We start from the raw sequence: 18600 nt of genomic DNA on the forward strand, positions 1-18600 counted from the left end.
AAATGTGGCAGCTTCCATGCCGCCGAAAACTCACCTCAAAACGAACATCAGGCGGCAAAGCCGCCTGCAGATCAGAACTTGTAACTGAAGCCCGCGCTGTAAGTACGGCCACTGGTCGTGGTGTTGTACGGACGGTCGTTCGAGTCACTGTATTGCTCTTCACGCTGGTTCGTCAGGTTGATGCCTTCAATGGTGAATTTCAGGTTTTCTGAGAACTGATAAAACGCCGAGAAATCAACAAAAGTGGTGGCATGGAAGCCGCGTTCGTCTTCGTCACGTAAACCACCTTCCACCACACTGATGTAATCCGCACGGTGGGCCGCGGCAATACGGGCACCAAATTTGTCGGTCTCGAAATAGAACGTCAGGTTGTAGCTGTTTTTCGACAAGCCCGGGAAGCTCTTCTCTTGTGTCTGGCCAGTACCTTGCACGTTGCGGTACAAAGCAGTGCCGTCGACCCAGGTGTAGTTGGCGATCACGCCCAGTTGATTAAATGGCTCCGGCAGGAAATCCAAATCACGTTGGTAAGCCAGTTCCGCGCCTTTAATCGCTGATTTATCAGAGTTTTGTGGCGAGGTCACGTCAAACAGCGTATCGACTGTGGCGCCGTTAGGCAGCAAAGTCGTCGGCAGACCAGTGTCGCTGTACTTCATCGTGGTTACTTCGGTGACGATGAAGTTTTCGATGTCCTTTTTAAACACTGCCGCCGACAACGAACCCACACCTTCGTAATATTTCTCTAAAGCTAAATCGAAGTTGACGGACTCAAACGGCTCCAGGTTCGGGTTACCGACAGTGATTTTACCCACTTCACCCGGCGAGCCAGTCATCTGTGCGACGTTAGCCGAGACCGAAATCGCACTTAATGAAGGCCGGGTTAAGTTTTTGCTGGCGCCAAAACGCAGCAGCAAATCGTCTTCTAATTCGTACACCAGGTTCAGTGTTGGTAACACACCTGAGTAGTCTCGGCTGATTTCAACAGGTAAACCTTTGGACACGCCAATCGAAGTCAGATCAGTTTTGTAATAACGCACGCCGACACTGCCGCGCAGCACTTTGCCGCCAAGCATGCTATCCCAGGCGTATTGGCTGTACAGGCTGTTACTTTCCTCTTCCACCGTGTAAGAGTTGGTCTGAATAATCTTGTCGCTGCCAAGCGCTAAATTGTGAATACCGTAGAACTTCTGCAGCGCGTCGACATCAGCCTGTAACCAGGACATGTTCGGGTGCTGGAACACATTGACCACATCTGCATTAATGGTTTTGACACCATTATTCAGCGGTGTGGCTTTGCTCTGTACATAACCGGCATCTTCCCGGTTTTCACCGACGTTGGAGAACTTTTTAAAGTTCGCACCAAAAGTCAGGGTACTGCTGTCGGTCAGCGCATAATCAAAGTCGACTTTGGCATTATCAAAATCGTTGCTGATGTAATCTTCACGGAAATACAGATCGTTGACGGTCCAGCCGGCGGTGGCTGCAGGGTCAAAATCATAAGTGTTGATGCCGTAGAAACGGTCCTGGGTAAAATCTGTGGTTAAAGTGCCGCCGGTGCGGGTCAGGTTCACTTTATCGACGCGCGGCTGTTCGTAATCAGACGAACTGGTGCCCAGCTGGAACACCACACCTAATTTGTCAGTGGCCTGCCAGTTGGTGCTGAATGTTACCTGGTCAAAAGTGGTGTTGTTTAAATCAGAACGGTTTTCCGTGCGGGTGACTACGTTGCTGAAGCGGGCGTAAACGGCTTCGATATCACCATTGTTATCAATGGTTTTAATCTCTTCCAGCCGGCCCAGTGCTGTGCTGCTGGCGCCGCCGGTGGAAATGTGATGCTCGTCACCTTCGTTGTCCAGTTTGCCATGCATGATATCAAGCGCAAATTTTAAATCATCGCTTGGCCGGTATTGGAAAGCAGCGGTCATGCCGAGGCGTTCCTGCTCGTTGTTCCACTCGGAATAACGGTTACCACGGGCAAACCAAACCTGACCGGCTTTGACTTTGGCTGCAGTGGCCGCATCCACGCCAGTACCGATATTGCTACTTGCCACCTGACGCCAGCGGATAGTGTTGTAACCGACTTCGGATGATTCTTTCTGGCTATAAGCGACAGACGCTAAAGCACCAAATTTACCCCAGGTGTTAGACACCATAGCGGCCAAGCGTGGTTTGGTTGCATCTGAGTTTGAATTACTGCCGACCTGGCCGGCGACTGCGCCCTGAAAACCATCGTAATCAAAAGGTTTGGCTGTACGTAAATTGACGATACCACCAATACCACCTTCTTCCTGATCTGCAGAATATGACTTTTTCACGTCAATCTGGTTAAACAATTCAGAGGCAAAAATGTTGAAGTCAAAAGCACGCGAGCGGCCAACAGCACCGCGGCTGTCCATTGGCGAGGACGAAGTACCGAGCGCTTCCATGCCATTAACTTGCACGCGGGTAAAATCCGGGCCTAAGCCGCGCAGAGAAATTTGCCGGCCTTCACCGCCTTCACGGGTGATGGCAATACCAGGTACACGTTGCAGTGAATCGGCTAAGTTCTGGTCCGGGAAGTCGGCGATGTCTTCAGCGACGATAGAATCCTGCGCCACCATGGCTTCGCGTTTTAAATCTTTGGCTTTGATCACCGAGTCGCGGAAGCCTTTAACTTCAATGACTTCAGTTTCTTCGGCTTTATTATTCTGGTTGGTTTGCTGGGCGCCGGCACTGAAGGCTGCGCCAAGTGCTGCGAGCACGGCCAGCGCGACCGCTGTTTTCTGCTGCTTGTACATATCTACCCCTGTTTCTGATGTGTTTGTTTTATCGCCTTTTCTTCCCAGTCTCAGCTTTTAAGTGAAAGCCTGATGACACCGGTGTCAGTTATGGCGTTTTTTTTACCACAGTTTTAGCCAATTTGGCGCAGTACTGGTTTTTACTGCGTCAAACCGGCCGGATCTCAAGACGGTATTTCACCCGTTACATCGCAAAACTGAGGACTACAACCTCTCAGTCACAGGTCAATACCCCGGCCGCACTTCAAAGCGCGGCCAATACATCCAGACAAGCGCACAGCGTGTGATAATCACACTTAGCGCCGGCACTACTTTTTTCATTGGAAACTTTTTGGTTTTGCCGGTTCAGCAGGCGATACCAGGCGCCGTGCTGATGATCGACAAAAAATGCCCAGCAATAAGCCCACAGCTGCTGATATTTCTGCAAATACTTCGCATCGCCAGTGGTTTGATACAAAAGTGCCGCAGCGGCCATAGATTCGGCCTGCACCCAGAAATATTTGTCGTCGTCGCACCAGACGCCATCCAAATCATAGCCATAGATGAGGCCTGCATATTCATGGTCCCATGCCAGTGCATAAGCGCGGTCAAACAATTCGGCGGCGCGGCGCACTAAAGCCGGGTCCGGTGCTAAGCGATTTAGCTGTAACAACAATTTCGCCCACTCAGTCTGATGACCAGGCTGAAAACCCCAGGGCCGGTACAGATTTTTCGGGTCGTTTTTGTTGTATTCCAAATCAAGCCCGAACTTTGGCGTGTAGTGTTCCCACACTTGTCCGCCGCTTAACGCGGCCTGACGCACTGTGATGTTGTGCGCCAGCAGCTGAGCGCGCTGGAGAAAATGACTCTGCTGCGTTGCCTGATACGCCGCCAGCATGGCTTCACATAAATGCATATTGGCATTCTGGCCGCGGTAACTACTTAACACGCCATCACTGCTGATTTCGTCGGCATAGAGGCCATATTCTGGCTGCCAGAAACGCTGCTCCAGCAAATCCCAGGTTTGGCAAAGCTGCGTGCTGACATCAGCAATTTGAGCCAGCTGCACATGGGCATAGGCCAGCAGCACAAAAGCATAACCATAAGCCTGCTGCGTCATAATATCCGGCTGATGCTGGCGTAAGGTCCAGGCGTATTGTTTGGTCTCGCGCTGAAAATGCACGTTTTCCAGATACTGCAGGCCATGTAATGCATAAGCGCGGTATTTTTCCGCCAGTTCTTGCTGACCATTGCGCCCTGCCAGCTCGCGGCTGGCTCTGGCGTAATTAACAATAATCCGGGTACTGCTGACCAGCTGGCGAAACTCGGGCGCAAACAAACTGCCGTCATCATAATAATTCTGGAAATAACCACCGGCCGCATCTATCACCCGCGGGTCGTAAAACTCGAGGATGTCGTGGCAATGCTGCCGGATAAAACCGGTGCTATAAAATTCAGTGGTTGCTGTTTGCATCTGCTGTGTTCCTGCTGATCCTTGGTCAGAACTTTGGCTTACCAGTTAAACATGGTGCCATCTTCTAACCGGTTAACCGGCAGATAGGCTCGTTTGTACGGGTATTTCGCCGCCAGTTTTTCGTCGATATCAACACCATGGCCCGGTTTTTCGCCGGCATATAAATAGCCGTTGGCGAAGTGATAATCATGCGGGAACACTTCATCTGTAGCCGGCGTGTGGCGCATATATTCCTGAATACCGAAATTTGGTACCCAGGTATCAAAATGCAGCGCCGCGCCCATAGTGATTGGGCTTAAATCCGTCGCGCCGTGGAAGCCGGTGCGGACATGATAAAGTTCGGCCAGATGTGCAATCCGGCGCAGATGCGTGATACCGCCGCCATGCACGATAGTGGTGCGGATGTAATCAATCAGCTGCTCACTAATCAGTTGCTGGCAATCATGGATAGAAGCAAAGACTTCACCGACCGCAATTGGCGTCGTGGTGTGATGGCGGAATAAACGGAAACCTTCCTGCAGTTCGGCCGGTACTGCATCTTCTAACCAGAATAATTTGTACGGTTCTAATGACTTACCCAGCTGCGCCGCTTCAATCGGCGTCAGGCGGTGGTGGGTGTCGTGCAGCAGATGGTGGTCGTAGCCATAAGTTTCGCGCAGCACTTTAAACAGCTCAGGCACGCTGTTCAGATATTTGCTGGTGGACCAGACATTTTCGCTTGGCAGGTCGTTGTCGGCCGGCTCGTAATACATTTTGTCTTTTGACACACCATAAGTACTGGCAAGGCCCGGCACACCGGTTTGGGCGCGGATGGCTTTGTAGCCCATGTCGATATAACGCCCGACTTCAGCGACAGTTTCGGCGATAGTGTTGCCATTGGCATGGCCATACACCATCACGCCGTCGCGGCTACGGCCACCGAGCAGCTGATACAGCGGCATATTGGCGGCTTTGGCTTTGATATCCCACAACGCCACGTCAATAGCAGCGATGGCGGTCATGCCAACCGGACCACGGCGCCAGTAAGCGCCACGATAAAAAAACTGCCAGATGTCTTCAATGCGGCTGGCGTCACGGCCAATCAAACAAGGGATCAGATGGTCCTGCAGATAACTGGCCACCGCCAGCTCGCGGCCGTTTAAGGTCGCATCACCGATGCCATACAGCCCCTGATCCGTGGTGATTTTGACCGTGACAAAGTTACGGTCCGGGCAGGTAATAATGACTTTTGCATCAATGATTTTCATCTGGTTCCTCTGAGGTTCCGCACACGGAACTGCTTAAATGCTGTGTAACCCTACTGCCACCGCTGGCATTTGTTGCTATAAACGCAGCGGCTTTTTACTCTAAGGCTTTGACCATCTTGACGCCTGTTGTGACCCGCTTTTCTGCAGCGCCGGTTCGCCATCTGGTCTGACCGCTTACAAACTAAACGCTGAAAAGTTGCGTCTGTTGCGCCTCGCGGCTAAATTGGTCAAGCCTGTTGAATTCAACTTACATCCGGACAGGCCAATTTGCAACTATAAATTTTTGGTCAAACCACTTCTGCAGGAACTCATGAACGACAGCAGCCCTCTTCCGCTCATCAACACCCAGACCAACCCGCGTCAGGCCCAGACGTCAAACTCCAGACTGTACTTGCAGATAGCAGACAAGTTGGCGCAACAAATCAACAGCGGCGGGTTAAAGCCCGGTATGCGCTTACCGGCCGAGCGTGATTTAGCCCAGCAATATGACGTTAGTCGCCAGACTGTGCGTGAGGCGCTGATCGCGTTAGAAGTGTCCGGACTAGTGGATATCAGGCCTGGCTCCGGCGTTTATGTGGTGCAGGAAGCCAGCCTGAAAAGTTCAATCCTGGCTGAAAACGCGCCGGGACCGCTGGAGATTATGGAAGCGCGGTTATTACTCGAAGGCGATGCGGCCGCGCTGGCGGCAGAACGCATCAGTAACGAAGAGCTATTGAAATTAAAAGCTTATTTAAATCAGATGATTAGTCTGGTGCAGCAACAAAGATCAGCCGAAGCTGAGACTTTTGACGGCAAATTCCACCAGCTCATCGCCAGCGCCACCCGTAACAGTGCTTTGCAATCGATGATTGAATGGCTGTGGGCGCTGCGTGAAAGCTCAGAACTCAGCCAGCTGTTTGCCGAGAAAATCCGCCGTCAGGTGGCAGGCCCGAATATCGAAGCGCATGAAAAAATCTATTTGTGTTTAAGCCGGCGCGATGCGGCGGGCGCCAAAGCGGCGATGCAATCGCACATAGCGCAGGTAACCGAAGCTTATGTGCTGTTGATTGGCGAGTAACCTGGCAGCGCTGAGAATCTCCGGACAAACCACTCACCAACCGGTCAGGCCTGCTGCAATTGGACAGGCCAATTTGATATAACCAGCACAGACTCAATAAAGGAGCTGGTTGATGCCTGTCCTGAACTATCTCACCACGGCGTTGAATTTCCGTCCGGTAATGCGCCGGCAATTTTTCCCTAAACTGCTGAGTTGCCTGCTGTTATTGCCCGCAATCTCGACGCTCGCGCAAGATAAAGTGCAAAGCAGCACAGAGCCGACAGGCTTCGCCAAAGAGCCGGCAGCGCTGGTATATCCGTTTTTGGATACCGCCAACAGCCGCTGGTTTTATTTCTCCTCAGCAGCGCGGCCTTTTGGCATGGTCAGCCTGTTTCCTGATACCGCCATCGATGGCGAATGGGGCAGCGGTTATCGTTATAACGAGCCGACAGTTAAAGGTTTTAACCACATTCACGAATGGCAATTGGCTGGTCTGTCGCTGATGCCGCTCTCCGACGCACGCCCTTTAGCTGAGCAAAAAGCCGATTATGCCTCGGCTTTTTCGCATGACACTGAACAGGTCAGGCCCGGATCTCATCAGTTGCAACTGAGCCGTTACGGCATCAAAGTCGACCTGACTGCCACCTCACGTGTCGGCTTTTCGCGCTACCAATACCAAACTGCCAAGCCGCAACAACTGTTGCTTCAGCTCGGTGGCGTGCAGGGCCCTTCCAAACTTGGCCATGCTGAAGTCTGGCAAATTGACGCACAAAACATCGCCGGCTTTATCACCAATCAGGGCACAGAGCGGCGGGTAAAACTGGTGAAAGTGTATTTTCATCTGGCGTTTTCCACACCGGTGCAACAGTTTGATGCCTGGCGCGGTGACATGTTGTTTGCCAATGTCAGTGGTATCAGCGGTGATAACGCCGGGGTGCGGCTGAGTTTTCAAAGCAAAGACCAGACAGTTTTAGTAAAAACCGGTTTTTCTTATGTCTCAGCCGACAACGCAAAGTTAAATCTTAATACCGAACTGCCCGGCTGGGATTTTTCCGGCACCAGCGCGCAAGCCTATAACGAATGGAACCAGCTGCTGGCACGCATTCAAATCAAAGGCGGCAGCACGGCGCAACAACGGCGCTTTTATACCGACTTGTGGCATGCGCTGCAGGGCCGGCGTGTGGTGTCAGACGTCAATGGCCAATATGCCGATTTATCCGGCGTTGAACCAACAATACGGCAGTTGCCGCTGGACGCAAAAGGCCAGCCTAAATTTGCCATGTTTAACTCAGATTCATTCTGGGGTGCACAGTGGACTATCGCGACTTTATGGCCACTGGCTTTTCCGGAAAAAGCTACAGCAATGGGCGAAAGCCTGATTCAATACGGCCGGGATTTTGGTCTGATCCCACGCGGCCCGTCCGGTGGTCAAGACACGCTGGTGATGCCCGGTGTGCCGATGACGCCATTTTTAGTTTCGCTGGCGCAAAAAGGCTTATTACAAACCACTGCAACCGAGCTGCTGCCAATGTTGGAAAAGAACCACAGTAGCGCTGGCCTGATGGCCAAAGCCGGCTACGAGCACTATAGCGCCACCGGCGGCGGATTCAGTTATTACCTTCAACGCGGCTACGTGCCCTACCCGCTGCCCGAAACCGAAAGCAGTTACGGTAGCCACAGACGCGGCGCTGGCCAGACGTTGGAATATGCCTATCAGGATTTTGCGCTGGCGCAGCTGGCAATAAAAGCCGGCAGCGAAGAAGTAGCAAAACAGTATCTGCAGCGCAGCCAGAACTGGCGTAATTTGTATGACGGCAAAACCGGTTATATCAGACCCAAGGAAGTGGACGGCAGCTGGCGCACACCTTTTGACCCGCTGGAATACGAAGCTGGTTTTATCGAATCTAACGCCGCGCAAGCAAGCTGGTTTGTTCCGCATGATATCGAAGGCCTGGCTGAGGCAATGGGTGACAAAACCGAGTTAATCAACCGTCTTGAAACAGCATTTGAAAAAGCCGCTAAACAAGATTTCACTGCCGGCACCGCCCATGCGCAGGAAGGCCATCCGGAATATCGCCGCACGCCAATTAACTATGGTAACCAACCCAGTATCCAAACCGCTTTTATTTTTGCGGCTGCCGGCGATGCGGCGAAAACGCAGTATTGGTCACGCCGGATCAGCGACACTGTGTACAGCCATTTAAGCCCGGAGCGCGGTTACAATGGCGATGAAGATCAGGGGTTGATGGGTAGCCTCGCGGTACTATTGAAACTCGGTTTATTCCAGTTAAGTGGTGGATTAGAGGCCGACCCGGTTTATCAGCTCGGCAGCCCGTTATTTGACGAAGCTTGCCTACAGCTGGCCAGCAAACGCAGCTTCTGTATTAAAACGCTGAACAATGGCCCCGAGCGGCCTTATATCCGCCAAATCAAACTCAATGGCAAAGTGCTGCCACGTTCTTACCTGCTGCATAGCGAAATTATGGCCGGCGGCGTGTTGGAACTGCAGATGGTCGCGAAGCCTTGAACGAGCCGGCAGTGCAAGAGCCAGCAAGGCGCATCCGCGCTGTGCTGTTTGACAACGACGGCACCCTGGTTGACAGCGAATACCTGTGTAATCTGGCGCTGCAGCAGCAATTTAACAGTTATGGTGTGGACTTAACGCTGGACGAGCTGATTAAGCATTACCGTGGCGGCAAGCTGAGTGATATTTTCAGCAGGTTGTGCCTGGCTCATCACATCAGTCGGCCGGCCAATTATGAAACCGAATACCGCGCCCGTTTGCAACAGCTTTTTGCCGAAGCGTTGCAGCCAATCGCCGGCGCCGCTTTGGTGCTTGAACAGCTCAAACAACAACGGCTGCAACTCGCCGTGGTCAGCAACGGGCCGCAAAGCAAAATGCGTTTTACGCTGCAGCATTGTGGTCTGCTGCAGTATTTCTGCGATAACACCATGCCGGATCGGCTGTTCAGTGCTTATGACTGCAATTTGTTTAAACCAGATCCGGCGCTTTATCTGCACGCGATCAAGGCATTAGGCCTAAAGCCCGCAGAATGTGTGATAGTCGAAGACAGCCCAACTGGCGTGCAGGCAGGCCTTGCGGCTGGGGTGAAGACGTTTTTCTTAAATCACTACGCCGAGCCCTGCCCGGCCGGCGCTATTGAGATCAAGCAGCTGTCAGACTTGCTGACAGCGCTTTAAACATAACTATCAAGCTTTACACAAATGCACTGTGACTTCTTCGCGGTCGTGGAATAAATGCCGCGCCTGGAATTTCACTTTGATGCCGGCTTCGTCAAAACGCTGCTGCATTTCTGCCAGTACTTCCTGCACGGTTTCGTAGCGTTTTTTCATCGGCAGTTTCAGGTTAAAAATACTTTCCTGACACCAGCCGTTGATCAGCCAGTCGCAAATCAGCTGGCCTACCCGCTGCGGTTTTTCAATCATGTCGCAGACCAGCCAATACACGTTCTTTTTCTCCGGTTTGTATTTAAAACCGTCGACCATATAGTGTTTAACCTGACCGGTCATCATCAGGCTCTCCGCCATAGCACCGTTATCAATCGACACCACCATCATCGAGCGCTTCACCAGCTGATAAGTCCAGCCGCCCGGGCAAGCGCCTAAATCCACCGCGCGCATGCCGGATGCTAAGCGGGTGTCCCACTCGTCACGCGGAATAAATTCCAGAAAGGCTTCTTCCAGTTTCAGCGTGCTGCGACTTGGTGCATCAGACGGGAACTTCAGCCGGCGGATACCGTTTTCCAGCGAATTGTTATTTTCCGGATAAGACACGGCGAGCAGAGCTTTTTGCCCGCTTTGCATAAACATATGCAGCACAGGCGCACGTAGATTTTCTTTTTTCAGCATCAGGCCCGCCTGACGCAGACTCTGGCGCAGCGGCACTGTTAATTTACGCGCCAGCGTTGACAGCTCTTTGCCATCATTGGTATCCGGGTACTCAATCCTGAGTTCACCAATACTGCTGATTTCACTGCCCTCTTCGACGCTGCGCAGAGTGTCCAGCACAGGCGTTACCCGATCGCCGGCTGGTAATTCCAGCCAGTCGCCAATGACTAAAGCCCACTGGCGGACAAAAATCAGTTTGGAAAACGGGAAATCGCTGAAAAAGCGCTCTAATGCCGCGCCGTCATATGCTTCGAAAATGATAAAAGCGTCGTTGGCTTTGAGTTTGCAATAACCAAAGACACCAAACTGGCCGGCTTTATCCTGAATTTCTGCCGCACATTCTTTTTCAAAACCTGAACGACAGTAGAGCAATAATTGTTTCATTTGTTTTTCCGCAGCCAGGGCAACAGCATCAGGCCGGCCCAGCATAAAATCAGCATCTGACCACCGACCGGCGCTAACTGGCGCCAATACAGCGGTAACTCAAATAATCCGGCCCAGACAGTGTAGACAAAACACCAGAGGCCCAGATGAAATCCCAAAATCACCAGCGCCAGCAGCCAGCGCTGTGCCTGACTAAGCTCGTTGTTTTTGCTGGCCACTGAGCCATACAACGACAGCGCTAAAATCGCCAGCGCCTGAAACGCCAAAACCGCAGTGCTCGACACCAGCCGGCTGAATTCTTCCGTCACCATATTGAACTGGAAATAATGCGAAATTGCCGCGCTCATACCAACGACGGCTGCACCATATAACCCGGCTAAAGATAAACTGCATTTCCACAGCGTTTGCATCAGGTTGCTCCTGCTAAGTTGTAGTTCTGTGGCGGCGGATAAATTCGCCACATGCCGCTGCCGCAAGACTAAAAGCCTGCTCAGCCGGTAAACCCGCCCGTTTTGGCAGCGCATAATCATGATCGGCGCTGACTAATTCAATGACCTCTGCTGTACCTGCCACCTGCCGTAGCGCTTCAGCACCGCCAAAAGGGTCGCGACTGCCCTGACAAATCAGAAGTGGCCGCTGCAGCTGCTGCAAACACTGGCTGCGCGCTTTGATTGTTAAAGCGGCTTTTGCTGCATCTTTAGCTTTTGCCGGTGGGCACAGCGGATAACCAAATACCAGACCACCCGCTACTTCAGATGCAACTTGTGTCCCGGCCAGATACAGGCTCAGCACCCGTCCGCCCAGGCTTTTGCCGCCAAGCCACAGCGGCAATTGATCATCTGCTGGAATATCATCAATCAGCTGTTCCAGCTCAGGCAGCAGCTTGTCAGCTTTAGGCGCGACCTGGCGTTTGCCCAGCAAGGTCTGCTGCATAAATTCAAAATTGGCAGTAAAAACTACAATGCCCTGTGCATTTAACAGAGGAATAAGCTGCTGAAAAAAAGCCGATTGCACAGGAGCGCCGGCGCCGTGTAGCAGCAGTAATCGCGCAACAGGCGCTGCTACATCATGTTTGCTGACCAGCGGCATTAATCTTGTTCCGACGCTATGGCAATATTAAATTGCTGCTCGTTAAAAGCTTCTTGCTCCTGCGCCACCAGTTTATTCATCCAGTCGCGAAAAGCTGCAATTTTGCCCAGTTCAATCTGATTGTCGCGGCACACCAGATAATAAGCATCTTTACTTTGCAACACGTGATTAAACGGCACTATTAACCGTCCGGAATTGATGTCAGGCCGCGCCAGCACGTTGTGCGCCAGCGCCACGCCCTGGCCGTGAATAGCCGCCTGCAACACCATAGCGGTGTGACTGAAAATCGGCCCCTGATTGACGTTAAAATGTTTAAAACCCTGGCTGGTAAACCAGGCTTTCCAGGCGTCGCGGGTGCCATCATGCAATAAAGTATGAAAACGTAAATCGGCTGGCTCGTTCAGCGGTTTGGCGCGGTTCAGCAACATTGGCGAGCAAACCGGTACCAGATATTCAGTGTGTAATTTGTCTGCGTGTAAATTACGCCAGCTGCCACGGCCATAATAAATCGCGACGTCAACGTCGTCAGTCAAAGAGCCTTCTTCATAATCAACAGCGCGAATACGCACGTCGATGTCGGGGTTTAATTCGCTGAACAAACTTAACCGCGGCACCAGCCACTGAATAGCAAAGCTTGGTGGCAGGCTGACGGTGAGCGCACCTTTAGCGCCACGCGCCAGCAGTTTTTCGGTAGCTTCGTGCAGCTGCAGGAATATCTCTTTGATATCGAGGAAATAACTCTGGCCTTCTTCAGTCAGCAGCAAAGAGCGGTTTTTCCGCATAAACAGCTTGAGGCCCAAATGGTCTTCCAGCGCTTTGATCTGATGACTGATAGCGGCCTGAGTGACAAACATTTCCTCTGCCGCTTTGGTGAAACTTAAATGCCGGGCAGCAGTTTCAAAGGCTTTTAATGCGTTCAGTGGCGGCAGGCGACGGGCCATAATTTGATCCCGGCTTAAGACTTGGCTTGTGGCACGTAGCCTTCAATTTCAACAGCTCCGCCTTCAAACAAAAACTTCTGCATCTGCTCTTCCAGCAGTTTGCGGTGTTCAAGGTTCATCATGTTGAGTTTTTTCTCGTTGATCAGCATCGTCTGTTTGCTTTGCCATTGTGAGAAAGCTTCTTTGCTGATGTTGTCGAAGATTTTTTTGCCAAGCTCACCCGGATACAGTTGAAAATCCAGACCAGGAGCAGTTTTTTTCAGGAATACACAATACACTTCGCGGGCCATGTCTTACCTCCGAATAGCACAAGTGGCGCTATTGTAATGCATTTTGCCTGCTGAATTGCACATAAACTCGAGTGCTGGCGTTTTTCTTAAGCGTCCAGCAGCGCCTCAAGATAAACCCGCACCGGCGCCGGCAAGCCAAAATCCGCCAGATTAGCCGTGTCCACCCAGGCTTGCTCCGCCTCTGCAATGCTCACTTCAGCCGACCAGACTTTTGCCTGGAGCTTGTAATGGGTGAACTGATGACTGAATTCACCCACCAACTCAGCATCCAGTGGCGCCTGCGCCGGCTGCGGTAAACACCAGAGCGCTGGCCAGATACCGGCGCCGGGTCTTTTGACCAGCAGCACCTGCTGCGCTTTACGCACCAGCAAAAAATGCCCCTCTTTCACCGGTACAATTTTTTTCGGTTTGGCATTAGGGAAATCGCTGATGCGGTGCTGCGCCAACGCCTGACAATGGCTGGCGAGAGGGCATTGCTCACAAAGCGGCTGACGTGGTTTGCAAACCGTCGCACCTAAATCCAGCAGGCCTTGCGCAAAAGCGCGACAATCGGCATGCGGTTTTTGATGTTGCGGTGTCAGCTGTTCAGCTTTGGCCCATAACTGTTTTTCCAGCGCCGGCGTATTAGGCACACCTTCCAAAGCAAACAAACGACAATACAGCCGCCGCACATTGCCATCGACAATAGGTCCATGCTGCTGGTAAGCAAAAGACATAATGGCGCCGGCGGTATAACGGCCAACACCAGGCACTTGCAGCAAAGCTTCCAGCGTGGCCGGAAATTCGCCTAATTCCGTGATAAACCGCGCGGCTTTTTGCAAATTACGCGCCCGGGCATAATAACCAAGCCCCTGCCACAATCGCATCACTTCATCTTCCGGCGCTGCAGCTAACGCCTGCACTGTCGGGAAAACCTGCATCCAGCGCTGAAAATACGGAATAACAGTCGCAACCTGGGTTTGCTGCAGCATCAGTTCTGACACCAGCACTTTGTAAGGTGTCACATCCTGCTGCCACGGTAATTGATGGCGGCCATGGCTTTGTTGCCAGTTGATCACCAGTTCGGTGATCAACTGACTCTGATTTGCCGGTGTTGGCTGATTTTGGCTACTGCTCACTACGGGTTCTCACTACAAGGTCTCATTGCTGCTTTGCTGCGCGCAGTCTAAACGGCCGGGCCTGAACTGCCAACAGTAAAGCCTGCCGTTACACTCACCTGCAGATGCCGGTTGAGCAAAGGGCGCGCAAACGGCATAATATGCGGCCTTTTTTAAGCGGAGTTCCCGATGAGTCAGCAAGCCAATCCCGACCAGTCAGTATCAGCGCAACCGGATCTGCCGGATGCAGCAACAGCGGCTGATGAGCCGAAATATCTGCGTCGGATCCGCAGTTTTGTCCTGCGGGAAGGCCGCCTGACTAAAGGCCAGCAACGTAGTCTGGAATTATTCTGGCCAACGCTTGGCCTCGAATACCAGAACGAACTTTATGATTTGGAACAGGTTTTCGGCCGCAAAGCCCCAGTGGTGCTGGAAATCGGTTTTGGTATGGGCAAATCGCTGGTCGCTATGGCCAAAGCTGCACCGGAGCAGGATTTTATCGGTATCGAAGTGCACAAACCCGGTGTTGGCGCTTGCCTTGGCGAAGCCGAAACTGCTGGTGTTTCTAACCTGCGGTTATTCGAACATGACGCGGTTGAAGTGCTGCGCGACTGTATCGCCGATGCCTCTTTAGACACTATTCAGTTATTTTTCCCGGATCCATGGCATAAAAAACGCCACCATAAACGCCGCATAGTTCAGCCGGACTTTGTGCAGATGCTGCGCCAGAAGCTCAAAATCGGTGGTGTATTCCATATGGCGACCGACTGGGAAAACTACGCCGAGCATATGCTGGAAGTGATGAGCGCTGCTGAAGGCTACCGCAACCTGGCGACAGATCAAAAGTATGTGCCAAGACCAGATCACCGGCCTTTAACCAAATTCGAAAACCGCGGCGTGAATCTTGGCCACGGCGTTTGGGATTTAATGTTTGAGCGTCAAGCCTGATGTTATTCCCGCAAAGCCAGCTGCTGCTGCGCAACCTCAATGATTTACAAGGCAAAGTACTGCTGGTTGAACCTATGGCCGATGATTTGGCACAGGAGCTGAGCAGTGCCGGCGTCGACTTCAGTGTTTATTGTACAGATGCGGCAGTCGCCAAAGCTTTTAGCCGTGCCAATGCCTGTTATTTCGCGGCAAGACTTGAAGCCACGGATAAATTCGACACTGTGGTGCTGTTTTATCCAAAAAGCAAAGAACAGCTGGCGTTTACGCTGGCCGAACTTAGCGCAGTGCTGCACGCTGACAGTCAGATTTATCTGGTTGGCGATAATAAAGGTGGCATTAAAAGTCTGGTCGCGCACGCTGCGAAATTTGGCTTACATGCACATAAACTTGATAACGCTAAACACTGTTTATGGTTTGCCTTAACCGGTCTTTTTGCAAAGCCACTGCCAAAACAGGATTTTGGCCGGTTTAAACTAAGCGCGACGCTCTCTGGTGTCAGCAAAGACCTCGAATTCTGCTCGCTGCCGGGTGTGTTTAACCACGGTAAACTGGACGCAGGCACCGCCTTGTTACTGCAACAGCTTGGCCATGTGCAACACGGTAAAGTGCTGGATTTTGCCTGTGGCGCCGGCATTATCGGTGCACTGCTGAAGTTACAGCAGCCGTCAATTGAGCTTTATGCCACTGACATCTGCGCGCTGGCTGCCGCTTCAACCACAGCCACACTGGCGCTGAACAATGTTCAGGGCCAGGTACGTTGTCAGGATGGTTTAAGCAGCGACCTGCCGAAGTTTCAGCATATTGTTACCAACCCGCCTTTTCATACCGGCCTGAAAACCGACTTGTCGGTGGCTGAGATTTTTATCAGCCAGTGTAAACAGCATCTGACTACAGGCGGCACGCTGACGCTGGTGGCTAACGCGCATTTACCATATGCTCAGTGGCTGCAGGCGGCTTTTGGCAATGTTAAAGAACTGGCACGGCAGCAAGGTTTTGTGGTGTATCAAAGTAAATTCAGCGGCTGATAAACTGCTATAGATGAAAAAGGCGCCCAAGGCGCCTTTTTTAATCCCGAAAATAGTTAATCAGCCAGATAAATCTGCCGGCTTTGGTAACTGCCAAGATACTCTTCACGATTTTGAAAAAGCGCCGGCACCAAATACAAGTCACCACCTTCAACCCAATAAATGGCGTTCTGTGAAAACTTACGGGCCAGATCTACAGCAGTCGCTTTGTCACATAACACAGCCCAGCTTTGTTCCTGAAAGGACAGATCCGGCGATGCACCAATCAGGCGGCGATGTGGCAGATGAGCAGCATTAAGACGGGTTTCGAACTGACAATCTAACGTCAGATTTAATTGATGGTGTTTTACATCACCAAAAGGATTTTGTGCACTGATAATGGCGAAATTGATTTGGTCACCTAAAGGCTGATGACACAAAAACACGCTGGTTTTATAGCTTTCCCAAAGATCCATCAACGGCTCCTGTCAGCAAATGCATGTCGCGAAACACTATAACTGAGCCAAAGTTTTTTGTCAGGCCGTTTGCTTAATTAACTGAATGTGCATAACATCAGACTACGCTTATCAGGAAGCGAAAGTCTCCGCCAAATCAATCAGATGTTGGTAAAGGGCCTGATAAAAATGTTGTAAGGGGCTGTGAACGGATACATGAATTCCTTATTACGCACGACATCTATTAAAGCCGCATTAAGCTGGGTCGTGATGCTGATTTGCAGCGTCACCTTACTGGCATCGCTGACTATTTCTACGCTGCAGGACATCAGTTTCCAGAAGAAAAAACTGATAGACCAGCTACATGCCTACGCCAATATCATCGCCTTTAACTCTGTCGCCGGCATTTTATATGACGACCCGGAAATTGAAGAGAACCGGCTGAAGTCATTTGCCGCTGTTGATATTTTGCACAACATTCATATCTACAAATTAACAGCTGAAACCGGCGAGCTCAGTTTTTTTTCCAGTTATAACAGACGTGACGTCGGGCCTCACCCGACACAATTCACTAAAGTCAGTCAGCTGCAGCAACCGCAGTTTGAAGGTGACATAGTAGAGATAAGCAAGGTTGTTGAATTTGAAGGTAAAAAATTAGGCTACATCTATATCCGCGCCAGCATGGAAGAGCTCAGTAAATATGTACAGAGCCGCATCCTGTTTGATTTATTGATAGCTGTTATCGCGCTGCTCTGTGCTTATTTCATCAGCCGACTGCTACAACGCCGTTTTACCGCGCCGATTGAAACACTGCTTACAACTGTGCAAAAAGTCACCAAAGAAAAGAACTATTCGGTGCGGATGCCGCTGACCGACATTGAAGAGCTGCAAATGCTCGGCCGCGCCGTCAATAACATGCTCGAACGCATCGAGCAGCAAATTAATAAACTGCAGCAGGCAGAACAGGAAATTCGGCAATTAAACCAAGGGCTTGAAGCAAAAATAAACGAACGGACTGTGGCACTTAAAAGTTCAAACCAGGATTTATTGAATACGCTGGAAACCCTGCATCAATACCAGAACCAGATTGTCGAAACGGAAAAAATGGCCAGTCTTGGCCAGATGGTCGCAGGTGTTGCGCACGAAGTTAATACACCGATTGGCCTGGGCGTGACGGCTTCAACGTTGATGCAGGATAAACTGACCGACATTCAAAAAGCTTTTGACGAGAAAAAACTGACTTCTAATCAGCTGGCGAAATTCTTAAGTGAAAGCAAAGAAAATCTCGGCATTATCTATCGGAACCTGGAACGCGCCGCCAGCCTTATCCGCAGTTTTAAACAGGTTGCCGTTGATCAGTCCAATGAAAACCGTCGTCAATTCAATATGCTGCAACTGATGAATGAAGTGCTGTTATCGCTGCGGCCAAACTTGAAGAAAACTCAGCATCAGGTTTTAATTGACTGCGACCCACATCTGGAAATCGACAGTAAACCAGGCCCGATCAACCAAATTCTGATTAACCTTATCATGAACAGCCTGATCCACGCCTTCGAACATACCGACCATGGCACTATCAGCATCACTGTCAAAGTGGAGCAAAATCGTTGTCAAATTCACTACAAAGACAACGGTTCAGGCGTACCGGAAAATATCAAAAAACGCATCTTTGACCCATTTGTCACCACCAAACGCGGTGAAGGCGGCAGCGGTCTGGGCATGCATCTGGTCTATAACCTGGTGACTCAGGCTCTTAATGGCAAAATCAGTCTGGAAAGCGCATTAGGTGAAGGCGTCGACATCCTGTTTGATTTCCCGGTCATCGTCAAAGCCAGCACAGCCTCTACGCTAACTCATAGCTAAGCATCTGTTTTACTTAAACAAATATTCATCACGCACCCAGTAATTAAGAAAAGTCTAATTGTTAACAAAATCACTTGTTAACAATTGGACCCAAAGCTATAATTGCAAAA

At 51.1% G+C, this 18600-nt stretch carries 16 protein-coding genes; 6 read left to right on the top strand and 10 right to left on the bottom strand.

Features of this window, described 5'->3' with window-relative positions; all coding sequences use genetic code 11:
* Positions 1-71: 71 nt before the first annotated feature.
* The 3 genes from ABNT34_RS15545 to manD form a co-directional block, all read right to left on the bottom strand.
* On the bottom strand, positions 72-2774 hold the full coding sequence (locus ABNT34_RS15545; RefSeq protein ID WP_348733232.1) for a TonB-dependent receptor: 2703 nt from the start codon (positions 2772-2774) through the stop codon (positions 72-74).
* Between the two features lie 244 nt (positions 2775-3018).
* A complete protein-coding gene (locus ABNT34_RS15550) occupies positions 3019-4227 on the bottom strand; it encodes an AGE family epimerase/isomerase (RefSeq protein ID WP_348733233.1) in 1209 nt (402 codons plus the stop codon).
* A gap of 38 nt (positions 4228-4265) precedes the next feature.
* Positions 4266-5474 (bottom strand): D-mannonate dehydratase ManD, encoded by a 1209-nt coding sequence (gene manD / locus ABNT34_RS15555; protein ID WP_348733235.1) that lies wholly within the window; start codon positions 5472-5474, stop codon positions 4266-4268.
* A 310-nt stretch (positions 5475-5784) separates the two neighbouring features.
* Between manD and ABNT34_RS15560 the strand changes: the two genes are divergently transcribed.
* The 3 genes from ABNT34_RS15560 to ABNT34_RS15570 all read left to right on the top strand — a co-directional run bounded on the left by ABNT34_RS15560 (position 5785) and on the right by ABNT34_RS15570 (position 9711).
* Positions 5785-6531 (top strand): FadR/GntR family transcriptional regulator, encoded by a 747-nt coding sequence (locus ABNT34_RS15560; RefSeq protein ID WP_348733237.1) that lies wholly within the window; start codon positions 5785-5787, stop codon positions 6529-6531.
* Positions 6532-6643: 112 nt separating this feature from the next.
* Positions 6644-9037 carry a GH92 family glycosyl hydrolase gene (locus ABNT34_RS15565; RefSeq protein WP_348733239.1) on the top strand — a complete coding sequence of 798 codons (2394 nt, stop codon included), beginning with the start codon at positions 6644-6646 and terminating at the stop codon, positions 9035-9037.
* An 11-nt stretch (positions 9038-9048) separates the two neighbouring features.
* On the top strand, positions 9049-9711 hold the full coding sequence (locus ABNT34_RS15570) for an HAD-IA family hydrolase (protein WP_348733241.1): 663 nt from the start codon (positions 9049-9051) through the stop codon (positions 9709-9711).
* A 9-nt stretch (positions 9712-9720) separates the two neighbouring features.
* Here ABNT34_RS15570 and rlmM read toward each other — a convergent pair whose 3' ends face one another.
* From rlmM to mutY, 6 genes are all read right to left on the bottom strand, one after another.
* Positions 9721-10803, bottom strand: a complete 1083-nt coding sequence (rlmM, locus tag ABNT34_RS15575) for a 23S rRNA (cytidine(2498)-2'-O)-methyltransferase RlmM (RefSeq protein WP_348733243.1) — start codon at positions 10801-10803, stop codon at positions 9721-9723.
* A complete protein-coding gene (locus ABNT34_RS15580; protein ID WP_348733245.1) occupies positions 10800-11213 on the bottom strand; it encodes a hypothetical protein in 414 nt (137 codons plus the stop codon). The genes rlmM and ABNT34_RS15580 overlap by 4 nt, the downstream gene beginning before the upstream one ends.
* Before the next feature lie 13 nt (positions 11214-11226).
* A complete protein-coding gene (locus tag ABNT34_RS15585; protein WP_348733247.1) occupies positions 11227-11892 on the bottom strand; it encodes an alpha/beta family hydrolase in 666 nt (221 codons plus the stop codon).
* Positions 11892-12833 (bottom strand): transcriptional regulator GcvA, encoded by a 942-nt coding sequence (locus ABNT34_RS15590; protein WP_031566083.1) that lies wholly within the window; start codon positions 12831-12833, stop codon positions 11892-11894. Before ABNT34_RS15590 ends, ABNT34_RS15585 begins: the two co-directional genes overlap by 1 nt.
* A 14-nt stretch (positions 12834-12847) precedes the next feature.
* Positions 12848-13123, bottom strand: coding sequence for an oxidative damage protection protein (locus ABNT34_RS15595; RefSeq protein WP_348733249.1), 276 nt, complete (start codon positions 13121-13123; stop codon positions 12848-12850).
* 86 nt (positions 13124-13209) lie between these two features.
* Entirely contained in the window at positions 13210-14241 is a 1032-nt protein-coding gene (mutY, locus tag ABNT34_RS15600; RefSeq protein ID WP_348733251.1) for an A/G-specific adenine glycosylase, read from the bottom strand.
* A 168-nt stretch (positions 14242-14409) separates the two neighbouring features.
* On the opposite strand from mutY, the gene trmB reads away from it, so the two are divergent.
* Both trmB and ABNT34_RS15610 read left to right on the top strand, forming a co-directional pair.
* Entirely contained in the window at positions 14410-15168 is a 759-nt protein-coding gene (gene trmB / locus ABNT34_RS15605) for a tRNA (guanosine(46)-N7)-methyltransferase TrmB (protein ID WP_348733253.1), read from the top strand.
* Entirely contained in the window at positions 15168-16193 is a 1026-nt protein-coding gene (locus ABNT34_RS15610; RefSeq protein ID WP_348733255.1) for a methyltransferase, read from the top strand. The genes trmB and ABNT34_RS15610 overlap by 1 nt, the downstream gene beginning before the upstream one ends.
* A 56-nt stretch (positions 16194-16249) precedes the next feature.
* Here ABNT34_RS15610 and ABNT34_RS15615 read toward each other — a convergent pair whose 3' ends face one another.
* Positions 16250-16648 (bottom strand): DUF3293 domain-containing protein, encoded by a 399-nt coding sequence (locus ABNT34_RS15615; RefSeq protein WP_031566095.1) that lies wholly within the window; start codon positions 16646-16648, stop codon positions 16250-16252.
* A 195-nt stretch (positions 16649-16843) separates the two neighbouring features.
* Here ABNT34_RS15615 and ABNT34_RS15620 point away from each other — a divergent pair, with 195 nt between their 5' ends.
* The gene (locus ABNT34_RS15620; RefSeq protein WP_348733256.1) at positions 16844-18490 is read left to right on the top strand and encodes an ATP-binding protein; all 1647 of its coding nucleotides are present in this window, start codon (positions 16844-16846) and stop codon (positions 18488-18490) included.
* Positions 18491-18600 lie beyond the last annotated feature (110 nt).

Origin of the sequence: Rheinheimera texasensis (genome assembly GCF_964031785.1) — a bacterium.
GTDB lineage: Bacteria > Pseudomonadota > Gammaproteobacteria > Enterobacterales > Alteromonadaceae > Pararheinheimera > Pararheinheimera texasensis_A.